This window comes from Nocardioides guangzhouensis, from assembly GCF_004519545.1.
Lineage (GTDB): Bacteria > Actinomycetota > Actinomycetes > Propionibacteriales > Nocardioidaceae > Nocardioides > Nocardioides guangzhouensis.
The window spans coordinates 58853-79143 of the sequence record NZ_SDKM01000004.1 but is presented as its reverse complement, the minus strand read 5'-3'; the positions used below and the strand labels follow the sequence as shown (position 1 = coordinate 79143).

Annotated in this window: 19 protein-coding genes; 12 read left to right on the top strand and 7 right to left on the bottom strand. The window is 74.0% G+C overall.

What is annotated here, in order from left to right:
• The first annotated feature begins 91 nt into the window (after positions 1 to 91).
• Entirely contained in the window at positions 92 to 1858 is a 1767-nt protein-coding gene (locus EKO23_RS04035) for a class I SAM-dependent methyltransferase (RefSeq protein WP_134714346.1), read from the top strand.
• A gap of 118 nt (positions 1859 to 1976) precedes the next feature.
• Positions 1977 to 4805, top strand: coding sequence for a CDP-glycerol glycerophosphotransferase family protein (locus EKO23_RS04030; RefSeq protein WP_134714344.1), 2829 nt, complete (start codon positions 1977 to 1979; stop codon positions 4803 to 4805).
• A gap of 98 nt (positions 4806 to 4903) precedes the next feature.
• On the opposite strand, the gene EKO23_RS04025 is transcribed toward EKO23_RS04030, so the two are convergent.
• The 3 genes from EKO23_RS04025 to EKO23_RS04015 form a co-directional block, all read right to left on the bottom strand.
• Positions 4904 to 5245 (bottom strand): STAS domain-containing protein, encoded by a 342-nt coding sequence (locus EKO23_RS04025; protein ID WP_134714342.1) that lies wholly within the window; start codon positions 5243 to 5245, stop codon positions 4904 to 4906.
• Positions 5242 to 7416, bottom strand: a complete 2175-nt coding sequence (locus EKO23_RS04020; RefSeq protein WP_217702448.1) for a SpoIIE family protein phosphatase — start codon at positions 7414 to 7416, stop codon at positions 5242 to 5244. Before EKO23_RS04020 ends, EKO23_RS04025 begins: the two co-directional genes overlap by 4 nt.
• A gap of 82 nt (positions 7417 to 7498) precedes the next feature.
• Positions 7499 to 7948, bottom strand: coding sequence for an SRPBCC domain-containing protein (locus tag EKO23_RS04015; protein WP_134714340.1), 450 nt, complete (start codon positions 7946 to 7948; stop codon positions 7499 to 7501).
• 87 nt (positions 7949 to 8035) lie between these two features.
• On the opposite strand from EKO23_RS04015, the gene EKO23_RS04010 reads away from it, so the two are divergent.
• On the top strand, positions 8036 to 8584 hold the full coding sequence (locus EKO23_RS04010) for a TetR/AcrR family transcriptional regulator (protein WP_134714338.1): 549 nt from the start codon (positions 8036 to 8038) through the stop codon (positions 8582 to 8584).
• A 6-nt stretch (positions 8585 to 8590) separates the two neighbouring features.
• Here the strand turns inward: EKO23_RS04010 and EKO23_RS04005 are convergent, their stop codons facing one another.
• Positions 8591 to 9997, bottom strand: coding sequence for a bifunctional cytidylyltransferase/SDR family oxidoreductase (locus tag EKO23_RS04005; protein ID WP_134714336.1), 1407 nt, complete (start codon positions 9995 to 9997; stop codon positions 8591 to 8593).
• Positions 9998 to 10119: 122 nt separating this feature from the next.
• Between EKO23_RS04005 and EKO23_RS04000 the strand changes: the two genes are divergently transcribed.
• Both EKO23_RS04000 and EKO23_RS03995 read left to right on the top strand, forming a co-directional pair.
• Complete coding sequence (locus EKO23_RS04000) at positions 10120 to 10821, top strand: GntR family transcriptional regulator (protein ID WP_134714334.1); 702 nt, start codon at positions 10120 to 10122, stop codon at positions 10819 to 10821.
• On the top strand, positions 10818 to 11837 hold the full coding sequence (locus tag EKO23_RS03995; protein WP_134714332.1) for a 1-aminocyclopropane-1-carboxylate deaminase: 1020 nt from the start codon (positions 10818 to 10820) through the stop codon (positions 11835 to 11837). Before EKO23_RS04000 ends, EKO23_RS03995 begins: the two co-directional genes overlap by 4 nt.
• On the opposite strand, the gene yidC is transcribed toward EKO23_RS03995, so the two are convergent.
• A complete protein-coding gene (yidC, locus tag EKO23_RS03990) occupies positions 11816 to 12622 on the bottom strand; it encodes a membrane protein insertase YidC (protein WP_134714330.1) in 807 nt (268 codons plus the stop codon). The genes EKO23_RS03995 and yidC overlap by 22 nt on opposite strands.
• 56 nt (positions 12623 to 12678) lie before the next feature.
• The gene (locus EKO23_RS03985) at positions 12679 to 12993 is read right to left on the bottom strand and encodes a hypothetical protein (protein WP_167880315.1); all 315 of its coding nucleotides are present in this window, start codon (positions 12991 to 12993) and stop codon (positions 12679 to 12681) included.
• A gap of 32 nt (positions 12994 to 13025) precedes the next feature.
• On the opposite strand from EKO23_RS03985, the gene EKO23_RS25040 reads away from it, so the two are divergent.
• The 4 genes from EKO23_RS25040 to panD all read left to right on the top strand — a co-directional run bounded on the left by EKO23_RS25040 (position 13026) and on the right by panD (position 15782).
• Positions 13026 to 13211 carry a hypothetical protein gene (locus EKO23_RS25040; protein WP_167880314.1) on the top strand — a complete coding sequence of 62 codons (186 nt, stop codon included), beginning with the start codon at positions 13026 to 13028 and terminating at the stop codon, positions 13209 to 13211.
• A gap of 254 nt (positions 13212 to 13465) precedes the next feature.
• Positions 13466 to 14407, top strand: coding sequence for a Rossmann-like and DUF2520 domain-containing protein (locus EKO23_RS03975; protein ID WP_134714324.1), 942 nt, complete (start codon positions 13466 to 13468; stop codon positions 14405 to 14407).
• Positions 14404 to 15342 carry a pantoate--beta-alanine ligase gene (panC, locus tag EKO23_RS03970; RefSeq protein WP_134714322.1) on the top strand — a complete coding sequence of 313 codons (939 nt, stop codon included), beginning with the start codon at positions 14404 to 14406 and terminating at the stop codon, positions 15340 to 15342. The genes EKO23_RS03975 and panC overlap by 4 nt, the downstream gene beginning before the upstream one ends.
• Complete coding sequence (gene panD / locus EKO23_RS03965) at positions 15342 to 15782, top strand: aspartate 1-decarboxylase (RefSeq protein ID WP_134714320.1); 441 nt, start codon at positions 15342 to 15344, stop codon at positions 15780 to 15782. Before panC ends, panD begins: the two co-directional genes overlap by 1 nt.
• Here the strand turns inward: panD and EKO23_RS03960 are convergent.
• Positions 15755 to 16687: a class I SAM-dependent methyltransferase gene (locus EKO23_RS03960; protein ID WP_134714318.1), complete on the bottom strand. Its 933-nt coding sequence runs from the start codon at positions 16685 to 16687 to the stop codon at positions 15755 to 15757. The genes panD and EKO23_RS03960 overlap by 28 nt on opposite strands.
• Positions 16688 to 16793: 106 nt before the next feature.
• Here EKO23_RS03960 and EKO23_RS03955 point away from each other — a divergent pair, with 106 nt between their 5' ends.
• Genes EKO23_RS03955 through EKO23_RS03945 form a run of 3 tightly spaced genes read left to right on the top strand, consistent with a single transcriptional unit; the run spans position 16794 to position 20187 of the window.
• Complete coding sequence (locus EKO23_RS03955; RefSeq protein ID WP_246050886.1) at positions 16794 to 18491, top strand: L-aspartate oxidase; 1698 nt, start codon at positions 16794 to 16796, stop codon at positions 18489 to 18491.
• The gene (nadC, locus tag EKO23_RS03950; RefSeq protein ID WP_246050885.1) at positions 18488 to 19414 is read left to right on the top strand and encodes a carboxylating nicotinate-nucleotide diphosphorylase; all 927 of its coding nucleotides are present in this window, start codon (positions 18488 to 18490) and stop codon (positions 19412 to 19414) included. Before EKO23_RS03955 ends, nadC begins: the two co-directional genes overlap by 4 nt.
• A complete protein-coding gene (locus EKO23_RS03945; protein ID WP_134714316.1) occupies positions 19411 to 20187 on the top strand; it encodes a type III pantothenate kinase in 777 nt (258 codons plus the stop codon). The genes nadC and EKO23_RS03945 overlap by 4 nt, the downstream gene beginning before the upstream one ends.
• Positions 20188 to 20291 lie beyond the last annotated feature (104 nt).

Sequence of the window (20291 nt, the reverse complement as noted above, 5' to 3'; positions counted from 1 at the left end):
GCCGACCGAAAGGCGGCCGGTGCGCGTGCAGACGGCCCCGAGCGCGAGGAATGTGGCTGTGAAGGCGAGTCTTGAGAGGGTCGTGCGCGCCGTGCGCAGCAGGGTGGCCGGTGACCGCGGCCGCCCGTCGGGCGCCGGCACCTCCGGCGCTGGAGCCCGGGTGCCGGGCGTGGTCGAGACGGTCACCCGGCAGCACGTGGTCGGGTGGGTGTCCGTCCCCGCCGAGGCGCCCCCGCTCCGCGTCCACCTGCACGTCGGCCGCCTGAGGGTCGCCTCGACGTACGCCACGCCGGACGACAGCATGTCGGGCGTCAAGGCGGGACGCGGGCGTCGGGACGCCCCGCCGTCCGCCGCTCCGGCGGCTGCGCGCCCCACCCAGCGCAAGCGCAAGGACCCGGCGATCCCCCGTCCGCGCGGTGACCGCCGCAACTCCCTGCGACAGGTGCGGACGTTCTCGTTCCGGGTGCACGGGCTCTGGGCCTACGTCCGACCCGGCACAAGGATCACCGTGCGCGTCCAGGGCAACCCCCTGCCGATCAACGGGCACGGCATGTACCTCACTCCGCGACAGAAGGGCAAGCACACCGTGGCTGAGCTGCGGGAGAAGCTGGACCAGGGACACGTGCTGACCCAGTTCGGCACCATCGAGCTGTCCAAGAAGCTCGACACCGCCTGGCAGCAGGCGGTCCTCCGTCTCTACCACCAGACCGCGAAGGTGCTCCAGGAGGAGTTCGACGTCGAGCTGTTCTTCGTCTACGGGACGTTGCTGGGCGCGGTGCGCGAGGGCGGCTGGATCGGTCACGACGTCGACTTCGACGCGGCGTACGTCTCCCGGCACGACACCGGCGAGGCCGCCGCGGACGAGCTGCAGCGGATCGCCCTGGCCCTCATCGAGCACGGGTTCGACGTGGTCGCCCACCCGTTCGCGCTGCACGTCCACGACGCCGAGGACCCGTCGCGACGCATCGACATCTTCCACACCTGGTTCGACCGGTCCGGAGCCCTGCGGTTCCCGTTCGGCGTGGCCGGCACCGGGACGGTCACCCGCGACGACTGGAAGGGCACCAAGCCGGTCACCCTGCCCGGTGGCGATGGCCTGGTGCCCGCCAACGACGTGCAGATGGTCGCGCACCTCTACGGAGACGACTGGCGCAACCCCAAGCCCGGGTTCACCTGGGACCTCGAGCGCACCGACTCCGCTCCCGACGGCCTGCTGACCACCGCCCAGAGGACGAAGGTCTACTGGGCGAACTTCTACAGCCACAACCGGTACACGTCGGGCTCGACGTTCTTCGAGTTCGTCAACGCCTGGCCCGAGATGGCGCAGAACGTGCTGGACATCGGCTGCGGAGACGGGCGCGACTCCTGCGCCTTCGGCGGCGCGGGTCGCCGGGTCCTCGGCGTCGACCAGTCGCCGGTCGGCATCGAGCACGCGTCCTCGCAGGCAGCCGAGCGAGGGATCGACGACCGGGTCCGGTTCCGGACCTGCGACGTCACGGACATCGACGACCTCGGCCGCGCGCTCGACGAGTTCACCGCCACCGGCTCGGAGCCGGTCGCCTTCTACATGCGCTTCTTCCTGCACGCGATCCCCGAGGTCGCGCAGGCCGGCCTGATGGCGGCGATCGACGCCCACGCCCGCCCGGGGGACTGGTTGGTGGCGGAGTTCCGCACCGACAAGGACGAGAACCAGGCGAAGGTCCACTCACGGCACTACCGGCGCTTCCAGAACGCCGAGACGTTCCGCCTGTCCCTGGTCGACCTGGGATTCGAGGTGCTCCACTTCGAGGAGTCGCGGGGGCTCTCCCCGTACAAGGGGGAGGATCCCGTGCTCTGCCGGGTCGTCGCCCGGCGCTGACTCCTACCATGTGAGCCCGGGACACCGGGACGAGAGGACGAGCGTGCTGGGCAGGGCGAGGCGACGCGTGCGGGCGCGACTCCCGCGGCGGCGGCGACCCTCGCTGAGCGTCGTCGTCGTGGTCGGGCCACGCCAGGCCGGCCGGCTGGCCGACTGCCTGGACTCCCTGCCGTCCGGTGCCGAGGTGCTGGTCGCACCGTGGGGCGACGATCCGCCGCCGGTCCTCGACGGCCGTGGGGCGCGCGTGCTCCGGCCTGCATCCACCGGGAACGACGCCCGCAACGCCGGCGTGACCGGGGCGCACCGCGACCTGGTCCTCCTCGTCGACGCGACGCAACGCGTCGACGCCGGCGCGGTGGAGGATCTCGCGACCCGGCTGACCGCGTCCCCGGACCCGGTCGTGGCCGGGCGGGGGGCGGCCTCCGACGCGTCCCGGCTGCTCTGGCGGCGCGGCTCCGTGCCGACGTTCGACCCCGCCCACGGCCGGTTCCCGCACGCCGCGCTCCCGGACACTCCCCCTGCCGCGGACCTGACCGTGGTCGGGCACGACGCGGGGCCGTGGGCGACGCCGTTCGGCACCGTCCCGCCGGTCGCCGGCGAGGTCGCGGACCTGGCCCGGCTCGTCGCCGCCCGCCCCGACGCACCGTGGCTCGCCGATCTGCTGGACTCGGTCGGCGGCGCGTTCCTCGACGACCTCGAGCACGCGGACCCGACGGACGTCGCGGCCCTGGCCGACGCCCTGCGCAGGGTCCCGGTGGCGGTCCTCGCGGACCTCGGGGTCGAGGACCGGTTGCGCCTCTGGCTGGTCGCGCACGGCCACCACGAGGCGATGAGCCGGCTCACCGTCGACCGCTGGTTCACCCGCGGTCAGCTCCCGACGCGGGTGGAGGACGGCACGGTCCTGGCCGAGCTCCCGGTGCCGGGCGTCGACGTGCCCTCCGACGTGCTCGCGATGCCGGTGCGCCTAGAGGCGTCCCTGCGCCGGGCGGTGCCCGTGGCGGGTGGCTGGGGGCTGACCGTCTTCGCGAGCGTCCGGTGGGTCGACCTCGCCGAGCACGCTCCCACGGTGACCGCGCGCGCCGTGCACGCCTCCGGGCACGAGGTCGCGCTCCCGGTGACCCCAGCGCCCGACCCGGCCGCCACCCGTCACCTGGGGACCGCCTTCCAGAACCACGACTCCGGCGCGGTGCGGGTCGACCTGCCCGTCGCGGCGCTCGACCGGGCCGGTCGCTGGCGGGTCGAGGTGACGCTGGACGTCGCCGGCCTGATGCTGGCCGGGCCGCTCACCGACCGCGACGAGCGCGGCTCCGCAGGCGTCCTCGCCGACTCCCCGGACGCGCCGGCCCGCCTGTCCTGGGACCCGGCCGAGGGGCTGGTGGTCGAGGCCGGCGCCGGGCCGGGCGCCGCGTCACGCCCGGCCGCGCCGTACGCCGTGTCGGTCGAGGTCGGCGACGACCTGGTGGTCCGGGTCGCCGAGGGGCCGGTCGGCGAGCTCGACCTCTGCCTCGGCGCTCGGCGGGTGCCGGCCACCCTCGAGCGCGAGCCGGAGGGCACGGTCGCCGCCCGGTTCCCGCTGGTGGTCGACGACTGGGGCCTCGGGTCCCGCGCACTTCCGGCCGGCACCTGGCACGTGACGTGGCGGCCGCGCGGCCCGGTCGCCGGCCGCGGGGGAGAGCTGGCGCTGTCCCCGGGCCTGGTGGCCCGGACGCCGTACGACCTCGACGCCCCCGACCACCGGGCCCGGCTGCTGCGCGGGCTGCGTGGCCAGCTGCTGCTCCAGCTCCAGCCGCCGCTCGCCGACGACGAGCTGGGCCCCTGGGCGCAGCAGCGCCTGCGGTCCGCGTACGTCGTCACCGACCGGCCGGTGGACCCCGGCCTCGCCCTGTTCTCGTCGTACGCCGGCACCGGGGCCACCGACAGCCCGCGCGCGATCCTCGAGGAGCTGCGACACCGACACCCCGACGTGCGCACCCGCTGGGTGGTGGCCGACCGCTCCGTGCTGCCGCCGCCCGGGGTCGAGCCGGTGCTGCTGCGCAGCCGCGCGTGGTACGACGCGCTGGCCACCGCCGGGACCGTGGTCTCCAACGTGGAGACCGACCGGTTCTTCCGCACCCGCCCCGGGCAGCGGCTCGTGCAGACCTTCCACGGCTACCCGTCGAAGTCGATGGGGCTCGACCTGTGGCGCTCCAAGAACCACTCGCCGCTGCGGCTCGCCCTCCAGCTCGCCAACACCGCCGGCAACTGGACGGTCGCGCTGACGCCGACGCCGGCGATGGACGTGCACTACCGGGAGCAGTACGCCTACGAGGGCACGATCCTGAACCGGGGCTACCCCCGCGACGACGCGCTGGTCGGTCCGGGCGCCGCCGAGCGACGCGCGGCAGCGCGGGCCCGGCTCGGGCTGCACGACGACCAGGTGGCCGTGCTGCACGCGCCGACCTGGCGCGACGACGTGGCCACCAACTTCCGGGCCGCGCCGATGGTCACCCACCTCGACGTGCCGCGCGCGGCGCGGGCCCTCGGCGACGGTCACGTCCTGCTGCTGCGCGGGCACCGCTTCCACGAGCCCGGCCGCACCGGCGCCGGTGCCCGGGTCCTCGACGTGACCACCTACCCCGAGGTCAACGACCTGGTGCTGGCCGCCGACGCCGCCGTGCTCGACTACACATCGATGCGGTTCGACCTCGCGCTCACCGGCACCCCGATGGTCTTCCTGGTGCCCGACCTCGACCGGTACTCCGGCACCGGCCGCGGCTTCCTCTACCCGTTCACCGACTCCGCGCCCGGCCCGCTGGTGGCGACCACCGACGAGGCCGTCACGCTGCTCCGCGACCTGCCGGCCCTGCGCACCGCGTACGCCGACGACCTGGCCCGCTTCAACGCGACGTACAACGCGGACCAGGACGGGCACGCCGCCGCCCGGGTCGTCGAGCACCTCTGGGGCTGACGAAGAAGGTCCGCGGGCGGTGTCGATCTCGCGCCTCACCGTTCGACGTGAGTGTGTGCTCGAGTCCAAGCTCGCCGCGCTCGGCTGAGGGGGCCCGCTCAGGCCAGCGCGTCGTGCACGGTGATCACCGTGTCCAGGTGGGTGATCCGGATCGCCGCCCGGATCGGCGCGTCCGGCGGCACCACCAGGTGCAGCTCCTGCCGGCTCCAGCCCAGCCGCTCGGCCAGCCGGAACAGCATCGCGATCCCGGCACTGTCGAGGTACTGCGTGCCGCTCAGGTCGACCACCAGCACCGCCGCCTCGACCGGGAGAGCGGCGCCGATCGCGTCGCGCACCTGCTCGGCGTTGGACAGGTCGATCTCACCGGTGACGCTGAGCACCACCGTGTGGTCCGCCGACCCGTCCTGTGGGAGCGGCTCGACCCGGGCCAGCTCGCTCATGCCGTTCCTCCCCGCAGCCGGCGCCGCATCCGGACCACCGTGCCCCGCGCCGTACGGTCCACGTCCACGTCGTCCATCAGCCCCTGCATCAGCTGCAGACCCCAGCCGCCGCCGCGGTCCGCGGGCGCGCGCCACTGGCCGGTGTCGATCACCGTCACCTCGAGGTCGTCGCCGTGGAGGGTCGCGTGCAGCCGCATCTCGCCGGGCGCCGCCGCGTAGGCGTGGCGTACGACGTTCGCGCACGCCTCCCCGGACGCGAGCAGCACGTCGCCCTCGTCCTCGGCGGTGACCCCCGAGTCCCGAAGCCACTGGCGCAGCGCCCGGCGTGCCTGGACGAGCATCCGGGACTCGGCCGGCAGCACCAGCTCCAGCGGCCCGTCGACCGGGGCGGCCGGGCGCACCGCCACCAGGGCGATGTCGTCGGCGACGTTGTCGCGGTCGACCAGCGCGGTGAGCAGGTGGTCGCAGAGCACGTCGACGTCCGAGCCCTCGCGACCGGCGGACTCGACGACCAGTCGGTCGAGGCCCTCCTGGATGGAGACCCGGCGGCGCTCGACCAGCCCGTCGGTGTAGAGCACCAGCGTCGCCCCGGCGGGCACCTCGTGCGTCACCTCGGTGAACGTCGGGTCCGGGGTCACGCCGAGCGGCGGCGACAACCCGTCCTCGAGGTACGTGCTCTCCCCGCCGCCGAAGAGCAGCGGCGGGGGGTGCCCGGCGTTCGTGAACCGCAGGGTCCGGGTGCCCGGGTCGAGCACGAGGTACGTCACGGTGACCATCACCGAGGTCGGGAGGTTGGAGACGAGGTGGTGGACGCCGGTCATCACCGCGACCGGTGACGGGTCCTGGACGGCGTACGCGCGCAGCGCCATCCGCACCTGGCCCATGGTCGCGGCTGCGGAGAGCCCGTGCCCGGCCACGTCGCCGATGGCGAGGCCGACCGCGCCGTCGGGCAGCTGGATCACGTCGTACCAGTCGCCGCCGACCGACATGTCGCCCGTGGCCGGGACGTATCGTGCGGCCACCGCGACACCGGGGACCTGGGGGATCCGGTCCGGCAGCAGGCTGCGCTGGAGGGTGGCGGCGATCTCGTGCTCCCGGCGGGTCCGCGCCTCCTCCTGGCTCAGCTGCTCCTGCGCCTCGGACCGCTCGTGGATCTCCTGGAGCAGCCGCTGGTTGGCCGCGGACAGCTCAGCCGTCCGTCGCTGCACGCGGTCCTCGAGCTCGGACGCGGCACCGGCGAGCTCGGCCGCGGACCGGTTCCGCTCGCTGACCAGGGCAGCGAGGAAGAGGGAGGTGAGCGCGACGCACGCGTTGAAGCTCTGCAGCGTGAACATCTGCTCGAACAGGGTGCCGTGCGCGAACGGGCCGTGCTCGCGGGCCGCCGACCACGTGACCACCAGGGACACCACCAGCGCGGCCGGCGCCGCACCCCGCAGCTGCAGCCGCCACGCCGCCCATCCGAGCAGGGGGAGGACCAGGAACAGCATCTGCACGTCGGAGCTCGCCGCCCACGCGGTCGTGCCGGCGGCGAGCACCAGGATCGAGGCGCCCTCGAGCCAGCGTGCCGGTGACCAGTCCGGCAGCTCTCCGAACAGCGGCAGGCAGAGCAGGAACGGCGCGACCGCGAGCACGCCCATCGCGTCGCCGGTCCACCACACCGCCCAGGCGCTGGGCAGCTGGTCGGTGGTGATGGCGTCGGAGGCCGCCAGCGTGCCGGCGCCGACGGTGGCGCTGACGGTCATGCTCGCCAGCGCGCCGAGGAACACGATCGAGAGCGCGTCGCGGTGCCGGTCGAGCTGCCGCCGGAAGCCGACCCGGTCCAGCAGCACCACGGCGACCAGCGGGGCGAGGGTGTTGCCGACCGCGGTCACCGCCGCCGCGACGAGGGTCGCGCTGATCGGCAGGTTCACCGCGAACGCGGCCAGGGTCACCGCCGGCCACAGCCTCCGGCCGCCGAGCAGGAACGCCGCGACCGCGATGCCGGTCGGGGGCCAGAGCGGGGTCACGTTCTGCTCGACCAGCGACAGGGTCAGCCCGACCCGGGCGCCGATGTAGTAGGTCGCCGCCAGGACCAGCAGCGCGGCGGCGTACGCGACCGGCTCGCGGCGCGACAGCAGGGCGGCAGCACCCGAGCTGCTCCGTGATGCCGTCTGCCCTGTCTCCGGTGCCAAGCGAGCTCCTGCCAGCCCTGTGCCCCTCGGGAGAGCGTACGGCGGACCGGGCCGGCGTGGCGGCTATTGCGCGATCGCCGGCTCAGGGCGTGCGGGTGCGACGGGCAGCGACCTCGGCCGCCAGCGCCGCGTTCATCAGCGCGAATCCACGCTCGGCTCTCTCGGTCGCGACGTGGAGCGGCCGCACGAGGACGCCACGGAACCGCTCGCTCTGGACCATGAGGGTCCGCTCGCCCGACAGTCGCTCGAGCGTGAAGGCGTGTTCGCCGTCGAAGAGCCCGGGGACCAGGAGCCGGCCGAGCCACCGCAGCTCGCGTTCGGGGCGGACCGAGAGCACGGTGGGCCGCAGGGTCATCGCTCGTCCTGACGGAGGGGCGATCACCACCGACAGTCGGGCGCCCTCGCTCAGCTCGCCGGTCAGACGCGGGATGAACGGGTTCCAGCCGGGATAGCCGGCGGTGTCGGTGAGCACCTCCCAGACGGCCGTGGCCGGTGCGTCGATCTCGATCTCGTGGCGGATCTGGGTCTTCATGGTCCGTGTCCCTTCGGGGCTAACAGTGTTAGCCACCGTATGCTAACGGTGTTAGCCAGTCAACGGGAGCGTGGAGGTGGTCTGGTCATGGCCGAGGATCGGAGCGCGCGGGCACAGGAGATCGTCGCGGCGGCTCGGGTCCTGCTCGAGGAGGAGGGGGGCGACGGCCTCTCCATGCGTCGCCTCGCGGAGCGGCTGGGGATCCGGGCGCCCTCGATCTACAAGCACCTCCCGGACAAGCGCACCCTGGAGAACGCCCTCATCTCCGACGGGTTCGTGGAGCTGGCCGCCGCGTTCGAGCCCGCCGTTGGCGCCGGGGCGGGTGGCCGCGAGCAGGTCGTCGCGGCGCTAGGGGCGGCGTACCGCAACTTCGGGCGCAGACACCCTCACCTCTACCGTCTGATGACCGACCGCGAGCTCGACCGCGAGCACCTGACCCCGGGCGTGGAGGAGCTGGCCGCCCGCCCGCTGGTCGAGGCGATGGGAGGTGATGTCGACCTGGCGCGGGCGGCATTCGCCTTCGCGCACGGCATGACGGTCCTCGAGCTGAACGACCGCTTCCCGCCCGGCGCCGACGTCGACGCAGCCTGGGCGCGCGGCCTGCGGGCGCTGGCGCGAGCCGATGATCCGGGCTGAGGACCCTCAGACCTCCAGGTCGGGATCCGTCAGCGTCGACAGCGGGTCGGACTTGCGCACGTCGAGGATGTGGCCGGTCTGGTCCGACAGCAGCACGTCCAGCGACGCGCGGGCGACCGCTGTCGACTCCAGCAGGGAGTCGGGGTCCTCCTCGCCGAACGCCTTGGTCCGCATCGGGGTGCCCGTGCGCTCGGGGTTGATGCAGTTGACCCGGACCTCGTGCGCCCACTCGTCGGCCAGGGCCTGGGTGAGGTTGACCACGGCCGCCTTCGCCGAGGAGTAGAGCGAGTAGCCGCTGCGGCCGCGCGTGTAGGACGACGAGGTGAACAGCAGCAGCGATCCCTTGCTGGCCGCGAGGTGCGGCTGGAACTCCTGGGCGATCAGCACCGGGGCGAGGTAGTTGATCTCGGTCGCGGAGTAGATCGTCTCCTCCGAGGTCTCCGCCAGCGTGCCCCGCGGCAGCACGCCGGCGGTGTTGACCACGAAGTCCACGCGGCCCTCGGCCTCGAGGACCTGGCGGCACGCGGCCGCGACGTCGGAGCGGCGCTCGACGTGGGTACGGGTGCCGGACCGGCTGAACGCGTGCACCGTGCAGCCGTAGGAGCGGGCCAGCTCGACGATGTCGAGGCCGATCCCGTAGGAGCCGCCGAAGACCACCATCACCTTGTCGGCCAGGGCGAGGCGGTACTCCTCGTCGGTGCGCGGGGCAGGCAGGTCGGAGGAGGTCAGCTGGAACAGCTTGTCGGCGATGTAGACATCGATCGGCTCGGTGACCTTGAGGTTGCGGTCGTCGCCCATGACACAGCCGATGGGTACGTCGGGCGCGTAGCGCAGCACGACGGTGCAGTCGTCGGTGGCCTCGAAGTTCGGGTCCTGCCCGGCGACGGCGTAGGCGCGACGGATCACGGAGGCCTTGAACGCCTGCGGGGTCTGGCCGCGGCGCAGCCGGGCCCGCGGCGGGATGTTCGCGATGGTGCCGTCGTCGCCGAGCTCGACGATCGTGTCCGCCGACGGGATCACCGTGTCCACGGCGGCGTAGGTGTCCAGCGCCTCGAAGCACTCGGCGATGATCCGGTCGGTGACCAGCGGGCGCACCGAGTCGTGGAAGAGGAGGTTGGCCTCCTCGTCGGCGACGGCCTCGATCGCGCGGAGCGTGGTGTCGTTGCGGGTCTCGGCGCCCTCGAGGATCTTCGAGACCTTGGTGTAGCCGCCGTTGCGGATCATGGCGTGCACCGCGTCGAGGTGGCCGGGGGCCATCATCACGATGATCTCGTCGACCAGCGGGTGCGCGTCGAGCACGGCGAGCGTGTGCTCCATGATCGGCCGCCCCGCGATCTTGATGAGCTGCTTGGGGATGTCGAGACCCACGCGGGTGCCGACGCCTCCCGCGAGCAGGATGGCGATGTTCCTCATGGTGTCCTTCGCTCGGGCTCGATCGTGCGTCTGGGCTGCACGATCGTATCGGCCGGATGGGGCGTCGGCGGAGGTGGGCGGCGGGGGTTGACCTTGCTCGACCCGCATGTGCAATATATTGCATGCCCATCCCGACCGACTCCGACTGCCGGATCCCCCGCATCCTGCTGCGCGACGGCGTCTACCTGCGGCTGCGCGACGCGATCGTGGACGGCACCCTGGCGCCGGGCGAGCAGCTCCGCGACGCCGAGCTGGCGGTGTGGCTGGGCGTGAGCCGGACGCCGGTCCGCGAGGCGCTGCTCCGGCTCGGGCAGGTGGGCCTCGTCCACGCCCGCCCCGGCCGCTCCACCACCGTCGCTCCACTGGACCCGGTCGCGGTGCGCGACGCCGGCGCCGTGGTCGCGGCCATGCACCGGCTGGCCGTGGCCGACGCGGTGGGCCGGCTCACCGACGACGACCTGGCCGCGATGCGGGAGGCCAACCGGCGCTTCGCCGCGGCGCTCGACGCCGGAGACGCCGACGCCGCCCTGGCCGCCGACGACGACTTCCACGCCGTACCTGTGCGGGTCGCCGGGAACGAGGCAGCCGCGATGGTGCTCGAGCAGTACTCCCCGGTGCTGCGCCGGCTGGAGCGGCTCCGCTTCTCGTCGTCGAGCGCGAGCACCTCGGTCGCGCGGCACACGAGGCTCGTCGACCTCTGCGCGGACGGCGACGCCGACCGGGCGGCCGAGGTCGTCCACGAGATCTGGGAGTCGCTGGGACCCCTGGTCGAGACCCTCACCACCGAGACCGCCGTACCACCGCTGGAGGAAGAGGCCCGATGAAGCTGCACGAGTTCCCCCGCCACCCGCTGACCTTCGGCCCGAGCCCGGTCCACCGGCTGGCCCGCCTCACCGCGCACCTCGGCGGGGCGGAGGTGTGGGCCAAGCGCGAAGACGTGAGCAGCGGCCTGGCGTACGGCGGCAACAAGGTGCGCAAGCTGGAGTACATCGTCCCCGACGTGCTCGCCAGCGGCGCGGACACGCTGGTCTCGATCGGCGGCGTCCAGTCCAACCACACCCGCCAGGTGGCCGCGGTCGCCGCCCACCTCGGGCTGAAGGCCCGGCTGGTCCAGGAGAAGTGGGTGCCGTGGGACGACCCGGTCAACGACAAGGTCGGCAACATCCTGCTCTCCCGGATGATGGGTGCCGACGTGCGCCTCGACCCGTCCGGCTTCGACATCGGCATCCGCCGGTCCTGGGAGGACGCCATCCGCGAGGTCGAGGAGGCCGGCGGCACGCCGTACCCGATCCCGGCCGGCGCCAGCGAGCACCCGCTCGGCGGCCTGGGCTTCGCCAACTGGGCGTTCGAGGTCGCCGAGCAGGAGCAGGCCCTGGGCGTGCGCTTCGACACCGTCGTGGTCTGCACCGTCACGGGCTCCACCCATGCCGGGATGATCGCGGGCTTCGCCGCGCTCGAGGAGCTGACCGGCGTGCGCCGCCGGGTCCTCGGCATCGACGCCTCCGCGACGTTGGCGAAGACCACCGACCAGGTGGCCCGGATCGCCCGGCACACGGCCGAGCTGATCGAGCTCGGCCGCGACCTCCGCGACGACGAGATCTCGGTGCTCGAGGGCTGGGCCGGCGACCTCTACGGCATCCCCGTCGACTCCACCATGGAGGCGATCCGGCTCGGCGCCGAGCTCGAGGCGATGATCACCGACCCGGTCTACGAGGGGAAGTCGCTGGCCGGCCTGATCGACCTGGTCGGCAGCGGCGGGATCCCGCGCGACTCGACCGTCCTCTACGCCCACCTCGGCGGCCAGCCGGCCCTGAACGCCTACCACTCGCTCTGGGCCTGACGCCGGGCCGCGGCCGGCGACCCCGGCGTCGGGAACCAGCGCCAGACGACCGCGGAGTGGCCGAGCGTCCAGACCTGGCTGCACACCCAGTAGACGAGCAGCGCCACCGGGACGACGCCGCCGGCCGCGACCAGGCCGGCCGCGGACAGGACCGGCAGCAGCTGCTGCGCCCGGACCATCGCCTCGGGCGCGCCGTCGAGCACGCTGTTCGGGGCGACCAGGTAGCGCTGGGTGAGGAACGAGAGCAGGGCGGCGGTGCCGGCCAGGCCCGCGACCACGGCGAGGTGGGCGGGCCCGGCGCCGAGGTAGCCGCGCTCGGCCAGCGGTACGCCGAGCAGGCCGGCCGTGCCGAGCGAGGCCACCAGCGGGGAGTCCATCGCCCCGACCGGTGAGCCGGCGGCCACGTCGCCGACGAGCTGGTAGAGCGCGAACCAGATCGGCATCTGGAGCAGCAGCGGCAGACAGCCCAGGCGGGACATCCGGTGCTCGTCGGCGATCCGGCGCCGCTCGGCCATGAGCTCGCGGACGCTGTCCGGGTCACGACGTTCGCGGTAGCGGTCGGTCAGCTCGCGCAGGTGCGGCCGGGCCCGGGCGGTCGCATGGGCCAGCCGGACGCCGCGGACGGCCAGCGGCAGCATCGCGAGGCGGACCACGACGACGACCGCGGCAATGCAGAGCGCCCAGGTGGCGCCCGAGTCCGGGTCGGCGCCGAGGGCGGTGGAGGTGTGGTGGGCGGCCGCCATGACGGCAGCGAGGGCGTGCGACAACGGGTCGAGAGGGGACATGCGGGTGCTCCTGACAGGGAGAAGGGACGTCGGCCGTGCCTCGCGCGGGGCGAGGGTCAGGCGCGTCCGGGAGCACGCGGGCGGAGGGGGTGGCGCTGGGGGTCGGTCGCCCGGCCGGGCCGGACCGGTGCCGCCTCGGCCCGCAGGACCGGGCCGGCGCCCGACGTACGCGCGGTGACCAGGACCCGCTGCGGGCCCGGTCGGACCAGCGCGGCGAGGGCGAGCGCGACGGCCGCGACGGCCGCGACGGTCACCGCGGCCGAGGTGTCGGACGTCAGCAGCGACGGGAGCACCACCACGAGAGCGGCACCGACGAAGGACGCGAGCAGGGCACCGACCCGTGGCGTCGTGTCCCCGGGTGCCCGCAGCATGACCTCATCGTACGGACTCCCGCCCTACGCGCGTGCTGGCCGGCCGCCGGGTGATCCCCGCCAGGGGCCTGAGCGGCGCGCCGATGCTGCTGTCGGCGCCGATCGCCACCGCGTCCGGCCACAACGAGCAGCTGTCCCTCTGGTCGGGCATCGCCACCCGGCCGATCGCCACCCGGCCGATCGCCACCCGGCCGATCGCCGCCCTCCCGAAGGCCTGACCACCCGATACTCCCAACCGTTCGAGGGCTCCAGACCTCCCGAGGGACCCTCGAACGGTTGGGAGTATCCGGGTGTGGTGGCGGTGGCCCGTGACGGTGCCCTGTGACGGAGGCCACCGCCCCGGCGGGTTCCCGGCCGGGAAGGCGCGCGCGTACCCTCGGCGTTGGAACCAACTGTCAAGCACGAACGTCTGGTACCCACACCGGCCCTCTCGGGGGGTGGTCGGAGGGACTGGAACGAAAGGCTGAGCAGCATGACGCAGTCCCCCTCGGGCGTGCCCGCCCACGGCACCGCGAAGCACCGCATCGGCGTCGTCGGCGCCGGTCGTGTCGGTGCCGTGCTGGCCGCCGCCCTCCGTGCCGCGGGCCACGAGATCGTGGCCGCCGCCGGCGAGTCCGGGGCTTCCCGCACCCGCATCGCGACGCTGCTGCCCGGCATCACGCCGGCCAAGCCCAGCGCGGTGGCCCGGGCCTGCGACCTGCTCCTGCTGACGGTCCCCGACGACATGCTCCGCAACGTCGTCGAGATGCTCACCGCCAGCGGCGCCATCCGCCCCGGCCAGTACGTCGTGCACACCTCCGGCCGGCACGGACTCGGCGTGCTCGAGGCCGCCACCGCGGTCGGCGCCCGCCCGGTCGCGCTGCACCCGGCGATGACCTTCACCGGCACCGACCTCGACCTCGACCGGCTGCCCGGGTGCGTCTTCGGCGTCACCGCCGGCGGCGCCGAGCGGGCCGTCACCGAGGACCTGGTCGCGGACCTCGGCGGCCGGCCGATGTGGGTGCCCGAGGACCGCCGCACGCTCTACCACGCCGGGCTCGCGCACGGCGCCAACCACCTGGTCACCCTGGTCACCGAGGCCATGGAGATGCTGGCCGCAGCCGGTGCCGAGCACCCCGCCGACACCCTCCGCCCGCTGCTCGAGGCAGCGCTCGGCAACGCCCTCGCGTACGGCGACGCGGCGCTCACCGGCCCGATCGTGCGCGGCGACGTCAACACCGTCCGCGCGCACCTCGCCGACATCGCCGCGTCCGCCCCGCACACCCTCCCGTCGTACGTCGCGATGGCCCGCGCCACCCTCGACCGCGCCGTCGCCGACGGCCGCCTACTGCCGATCCGAGCCGCCAAGATCTCGGGACTGCTCGACGCCGCCCTGCCCACGTCCGGGCCGGCCCACCGCAGTACGTTGCGATGACCGCACCCGTCGTCGCGCGCACCCGCGCCGAGCTCGCCGGCGCCCTCGCGGCGCGCCGGGCCGCCGGCCACCGGGTCGCCTTCGTGCCGACCATGGGCGCGCTGCACGCCGGCCACGCCTCCCTCCTCGACGTCGCTCGGGCGTCCGTCGGCGACGGCCCGGTCGTGGCGTCCGTCTTCGTCAACCCGATGCAGTTCGGGCCGGGGGAGGACCTCGACCGCTACCCCCGCACCCTCGATGCCGACCTCGAGATGTGCGCGGCGCACGGGGTGGACGTGGTGTTCGTGCCCGGCGTCGACGAGGTCTACCCCGGCGGCGAGCCGCAGGTGACCGTCGAGCCCGGGCCGCTGGCCGCCGTCCTCGAGGGCCGCACCCGCCCGACCCACTTCCGCGGCGTGCTCACCGTGGTGGCCAAGCTGTTCGGCCTGGTCCGTCCGGACGTCGCGGTGTTCGGGGAGAAGGACTACCAGCAGCTCGCACTGATCCGGCGCATGGTCGCCGACCTCTGCCTCGGCGTCGACGTGGTCGGTGCCCCCACGGTCCGGGAGCCCGACGGACTCGCGCTCAGCTCCCGCAACCGCTACCTCGACCCCGAGCAGCGGCGGAAGGCCGCGGCGCTCTCCCGCACGCTGCAGGCCGGCGCCCAGGCCGCGCCGTACGGCGTCGACGCGGTGATCGGCTCCGCCCGCGTCGAGCTGCGCCGGGCGCACGGGGTCGACCTCGACTACCTCGAGGTGCGCGCGCCCGACCTCGGTCCGACGCCCGCCGAGGGCGAGGCCCGGCTGCTGATCGCCGCCCGGGTCGGGGCCACGCGCCTCATCGACAACATGGCGATCACGCTCGGGCAGCCTCCCGCCGCCCGGACCGGCACCGACGGCACCCATCCCGACAGCGCCGACCGCGAGGCGGCGACCACCACCCAGGGAGACAGCTGATGCTGCGCACGATGATGAAGAGCAAGATCCACCGCGCGACGGTGACCCAGGCCGACCTGCACTACGTGGGATCGGTGACGGTCGACGAGGACCTCCTCGACGCCGCCGACCTGCTGCCCGGCGAGCTGGTGCACATCGTCGACATCACCAACGGGGCCAGGCTCGAGACCTACACGATCGCGGGCGAGCGCGGCAGTGGCGTGATCGGCATCAACGGCGCCGCCGCCCGTCTGGTGCACCCCGGCGACCTGGTGATCCTCATCGGCTACGGCCAGATGGAGACCGCCGAGGCGAGGGAGCACCAGCCGTACGTGGTGTTCGTCGACGCCGACAACCGGATCCTGGCCACGGGCTTCGACCCGGCGGAGGCGGTGGCCGGCTCCGGCCTCACCCGCGGCGACGTCGTGGCCAATCAGCGCTTCACGCAGACGTACTCGTAGGTGTCGGGCGCGCGGACCGGCAGCACCATCCGGTTGAGGACGTGGATGCGCTTGAAGAACGCGTCCCGGACCCCGTGCGACACGTGGGAGAGCAGCACGAACAGCAGCCGCTCGATGCTGGCGTAAGGCCGGTCGCGGGTCCTCGCGACGACGTCGAAGCCGGCCTCGTCGAGCAGCCGCAGCAGCGTCTCGTCGTCGTGGATCTGGCTGGTGTTGGCGACCAGGATGTACCACCGGCGACCGAACAGCCGGCCCCACAGGCTGTTGCGGGAGTAGGTGTTGAACGCCCAGACCCCACCGGGCTTGAGGGCCGCGTGGAACTTCGCCATCACCGCCTTCGGGTCGCGCAGGATCGTCATCACGCCCCACGACGCGATCACGTCGTACGTCGCGGGGTCGAGGTCGACCTCCTCGATCGACCCGGCCGTCACCGGGACCCCCCAGCGGTCGGCGGCGTAACGGGCCATCGGGTTGGAGAACTCCACGCCCTCGGCGTCGAACCCGGCCGCCTTCGCCTCGGCCAGGAAGAAGCCCGCAGCCGACGCCACCTCGAGCAGCCGGTTGCCGGGGACCCACGGCCGGAACCGCTCGATCCTTCCGCGGGCTGTGCGTCGCAGGTAGGTCTCGCCGCTGAGGAACGAGTAGTAGTTGACGTTCTTCTCGCGGCCCTCGAAGAACTCCTCGGAGTCGTAGATCGTGCGCAGCGAGTCCACCGTCATCCGCGGGTTCTGGTAGAGCGTCCCGCAGGACGTGCAGGTCGCGAACCGGAGCCGGTGCCCCTGGAAGTCCTTCTCGAACGGCTTCGTCACGCCGGTCGCGCCGCACACCGGGCACGACGTCGGCTCGAACTCGAGCTCGGTGAGCGGCCGGAACTCCGGCCGGTCGGGGGTGGGCTGCGGATCCACGGGGGCGTCCTCCCGATGCAGGTCTCGTGGTCAGGGCCGCCACGTTACCGGCCGCTGCCGGTCGGGCAGCGGCGGACGGCCTGCGGCGCGCTGCTAGGTTCGGCCTGTGTCCGAGCCCGCGTACGCCGGAGTGCCCCGGCGGCTCCGCGCCCCCGCGCCCGGCTGGACGACGCGCTCCGACGTGGTCGTCGTCGGGTCCGGCATCGGCGGCCTGACCGCCGCGCTGCGGATCCGGGCGGCCCTGCGTCGACGAGGGGGCGAAGCCGGCGGCACCGTCCTCGTCGTCACCAAGGACGTCCTTCACGCCGGCTCGACCCAGTGGGCCCAGGGCGGCATCGCGGCGGCCCTCGGCCCCGGCGACAGCCCCGACCAGCACGAGCGGGACACGCTGGTGGCGGGAGCCGGCGCCTGCGACCTCGACGCCGTACGCGTGCTGGTGACCGAGGGCCCCGACGCGGTCCGCGAGCTGATCGCGCTGGGCACGAACTTCGACCACACTCCGGCCGGCGAGCTGTCCCTGACCCGCGAGGGGGGCCACCATCGCGACCGGATCGCGCACGCGGGCGGCGACGCCACCGGTGCCGAGATCCAGCGGGCGCTGATCGCCGCCGTCGAGGCCGAGCCCGGCATCGAGGTGATCCAGCACGCGCTCGCGATCGACCTGCTGCGCGACGACCACGGCGGGGTCGCCGGGATCACCCTGCACGTGATCGGCGAGGGCCAGCGCGACGGGGTCGGGGCCGTGCTCTGCCGCGCCGTGGTGCTCGCCAGCGGCGGCCTCGGCCAGGTGTTCTCCCAGTCCACCAACCCGGCGGTCTCCACCGGCGACGGCATGGCCCTGGCGCTCCGGGCGGGCGCCACGCTGCGCGACCTGGAGTTCGTCCAGTTCCACCCCACCGTGATGTGGCTCGGCCCGGACTCCCGCGGCCAGCAGCCGCTGATCTCCGAGGCGGTGCGCGGCGAGGGCGCGTTCCTCGTCGACTTCGAGGGACACCGCTTCATGCAGGGCGTGCACGAGCTGGCCGACCTCGCGCCGCGTGACGTGGTGGCCAAGGCGATCACCCGCCGCATGATCGAGACCGGTCACCCGCACATGTGGCTCGACGCCCGGCACCTCGGCGCGGAGTTCTGGGAGCGCCGGTTCCCCACGATCCTGGCCACCGCCCGCAGCCACGGGGTCGATCCGGTGACCGAGCTGATCCCGGTCGCACCGGCGCAGCACTACGCCTCGGGCGGCGTGGCCACCGACCTGCACGGGCGTTCGTCGGTGCCCGGCCTCTACGCGACCGGCGAGGTGGCCTGCAGCGGCGTGCACGGCGCCAACCGGCTGGCCTCCAACTCGCTCCTCGAGGGGCTGGTGTTCTCCCGCCGGATCGCCGACGTGCTCCCGGGCGAGCTCCGCTCGTGGGCCGACCCCGCCCCCGACCGTCGCGCGGCCGCGCTGGTCGCGGCCGACCGGCGCCCGGAGATCCAGGCGGCCATGACCGGCCAGGTCGGCGTCCTGCGCAGCGCCGACGGGATGGCCGAGGCGACCGCGACGCTGGCCAAGGTGGTCGAGGCCGGGTCCGCGCCCGACGCGACCCCCGACACCGGCGCCTGGGAGACCAGCAACGTCGCCACCGTCGCCCTCGCCCTGACCGCGGCCGCGGCCCTGCGCGAGGAGACCCGCGGGTCCCACTGGCGCGAGGACTTCCCGGTCCGCGACGACGCCCGCTGGGCCGGGCACGTCGACGTGCGCCTGGCCGACGACGGCCTCGCGCTCGGGTTCACCGCCGCCCCGCCCACCGACAGGAGTGACGCGTGAGCACCCCGCCCGGCATCGCCGCCACGCCGTACGACGCCCTGCCGGCCGCGCTGGTCGACGAGCTGTCCTCCGCCGGCCTCGACCCGCGCCGGGTGCTCGGCCAGATCGCCGACGCGCTGGCCGAGGACCTCCCCGGCGACCGGGGCGACGTGAGCAGCCGGGCCACGATCGGCGGGACCGTCATGGGCGAGGCGGTCATGGCCGCCCGCGAGCCCGGTGTGGTGGCGGGCCTCGGTGTCGCCGCCCTCGTGTTCGCCTACGTCCTCGGCGACGACGTCGAGGTCGGCGGCCGGGTCCCCGACGGCACGAAGGTCGCCGCCGGCGACGTCGTGATGGTGGTCCGCGGCCCGATCCGCGGGTTGCTGGTCGCCGAGCGGACCGCACTGAACTTCGCCTCCCACCTCTCCGGCGTCGCCACCGCGACCGCACACTGGGTGGCCGCGCTCGACGGCACCGGTGCGCAGGTTCTCGACACCCGCAAGACCCTGCCCGGCTGGCGGGCCCTGCAGAAGTACGCCGTCCGGTGCGGGGGCGGCGTGAACCACCGGTTCAGCCTCTCCGACATGGCGATGGTGAAGGACAACCACGTGGTCGCCGCCGGCGGCGTGGTGCCGGCGTACACCGCGGTCCGGGAGCTGTACCCCGACCTCCCGGTCGAGGTGGAGGTCACCGACCTCGACCAGCTGCGCGCGCTGCTCGACGCCGGCTGCAACCGCATCCTGCTCGACAACATGGACACCGCGACCATGGCCGAGGCGGTGCGGATCACCGCCGGCCGCGCCACCCTCGAGGCCTCGGGCGGCCTCACCCTCGACCGGGCCCGCGAGGTGGGGGAGACCGGCGTCGACTTCGTGTCGGTCGGCGCCCTCACCCACTCGGTCCGCGTCCTCGACCTCGGGCTGGACCTCCAGGAGTCCCGATGACGCTGCTCGCCGCCGACATCGGCAACAGCCACACGGTGCTCGGCCTCCTCGACGACGGTGAGGTGCGCGCGCACTGGCGGGTGGCGACCGACGAGCGTCGTACCGCCGACGAGTGGGCGGTGCTGGTCCGCGGCCTGCTCCGCGACGCCGGGGCCGGCGCGGACGTCGACGGGATCGCGGTCTGCTCGACGGTCCCCGCGGTGCTGCACGAGTGGCGCGAGATGCTCGCCACCCACTTCGGTGACGTCCACGCGGTGGTGGTGGAGCCCGGCATCCGCACCGGCGTCCCGGTCCTCATGGACAACCCCCGCGAGGTCGGTGCCGACCGGATCGTCAACGCCCTCGCGGCCGCCACGCTCTTCGACGGGCCGACCATCGTGGTCGACTTCGGCACGGCCACGACGTTCGACGTGGTCAGCGCCGCGGGCCAGTACGTCGGGGGGGCGATCGCCCCGGGCATCGAGATCTCGCTCGAAGCGCTCGGGCGCCGGGGTGCCCAGCTCCGCAAGGTGGAGCTGCTCCGGCCGCGCACCGTGATCGCCAAGAACACCGTCGAGGCGGTCCAGTCGGGGATGCTCTTCGGGTTCGCCAGCCAGGTCGACGGCCTGGTCCGTCGGATGGTCGCCGAGCTCGGCACGGACCTCGCCTCGGTGACGGTCGTGGCCACCGGCCACCTCGCCCCGCTGGTGTACGACGAGTGCGCGGTCTTCACCCACCACGCGCCGTGGCTGACCCTCCTGGGACTGGAGCAGGTCTACCGCCGCAACACGTGACGGGAAGGGTGTGACCACGGGGCCCCCACAACCCGGTAACACCCGGCGGGTCGCCCCGTCGACCCCTCCTACGGTGCTGAGCACCGGTGGCCGGCGGGGGGTCG

Excerpts from the sequence above, each read along its gene's own strand:
- EKO23_RS04025 (WP_134714342.1), bottom strand. The coding sequence starts at position 5,245 with ATGAGCGAGCTGGCCCGGGTCGAGCCGCTCCCACAGGACGGGTCGGCG.
- EKO23_RS04015 (WP_134714340.1), bottom strand. The coding sequence starts at position 7,948 with ATGAAGACCCAGATCCGCCACGAGATCGAGATCGACGCACCGGCCACG.
- EKO23_RS04010 (WP_134714338.1), top strand. The coding sequence starts at position 8,036 with ATGGCCGAGGATCGGAGCGCGCGGGCACAGGAGATCGTCGCGGCGGCT.
- EKO23_RS04005 (WP_134714336.1), bottom strand. The coding sequence starts at position 9,997 with ATGAGGAACATCGCCATCCTGCTCGCGGGAGGCGTCGGCACCCGCGTG.
- EKO23_RS04000 (WP_134714334.1), top strand. The coding sequence starts at position 10,120 with ATGCCCATCCCGACCGACTCCGACTGCCGGATCCCCCGCATCCTGCTG.
- EKO23_RS03995 (WP_134714332.1), top strand. The coding sequence starts at position 10,818 with ATGAAGCTGCACGAGTTCCCCCGCCACCCGCTGACCTTCGGCCCGAGC.
- yidC (WP_134714330.1), bottom strand. The coding sequence starts at position 12,622 with ATGTCCCCTCTCGACCCGTTGTCGCACGCCCTCGCTGCCGTCATGGCG.
- EKO23_RS03985 (WP_167880315.1), bottom strand. The coding sequence starts at position 12,993 with ATGCTGCGGGCACCCGGGGACACGACGCCACGGGTCGGTGCCCTGCTC.
- EKO23_RS03975 (WP_134714324.1), top strand. The coding sequence starts at position 13,466 with ATGACGCAGTCCCCCTCGGGCGTGCCCGCCCACGGCACCGCGAAGCAC.
- panC (WP_134714322.1), top strand. The coding sequence starts at position 14,404 with ATGACCGCACCCGTCGTCGCGCGCACCCGCGCCGAGCTCGCCGGCGCC.
- panD (WP_134714320.1), top strand. The coding sequence starts at position 15,342 with ATGCTGCGCACGATGATGAAGAGCAAGATCCACCGCGCGACGGTGACC.
- EKO23_RS03945 (WP_134714316.1), top strand. The coding sequence starts at position 19,411 with ATGACGCTGCTCGCCGCCGACATCGGCAACAGCCACACGGTGCTCGGC.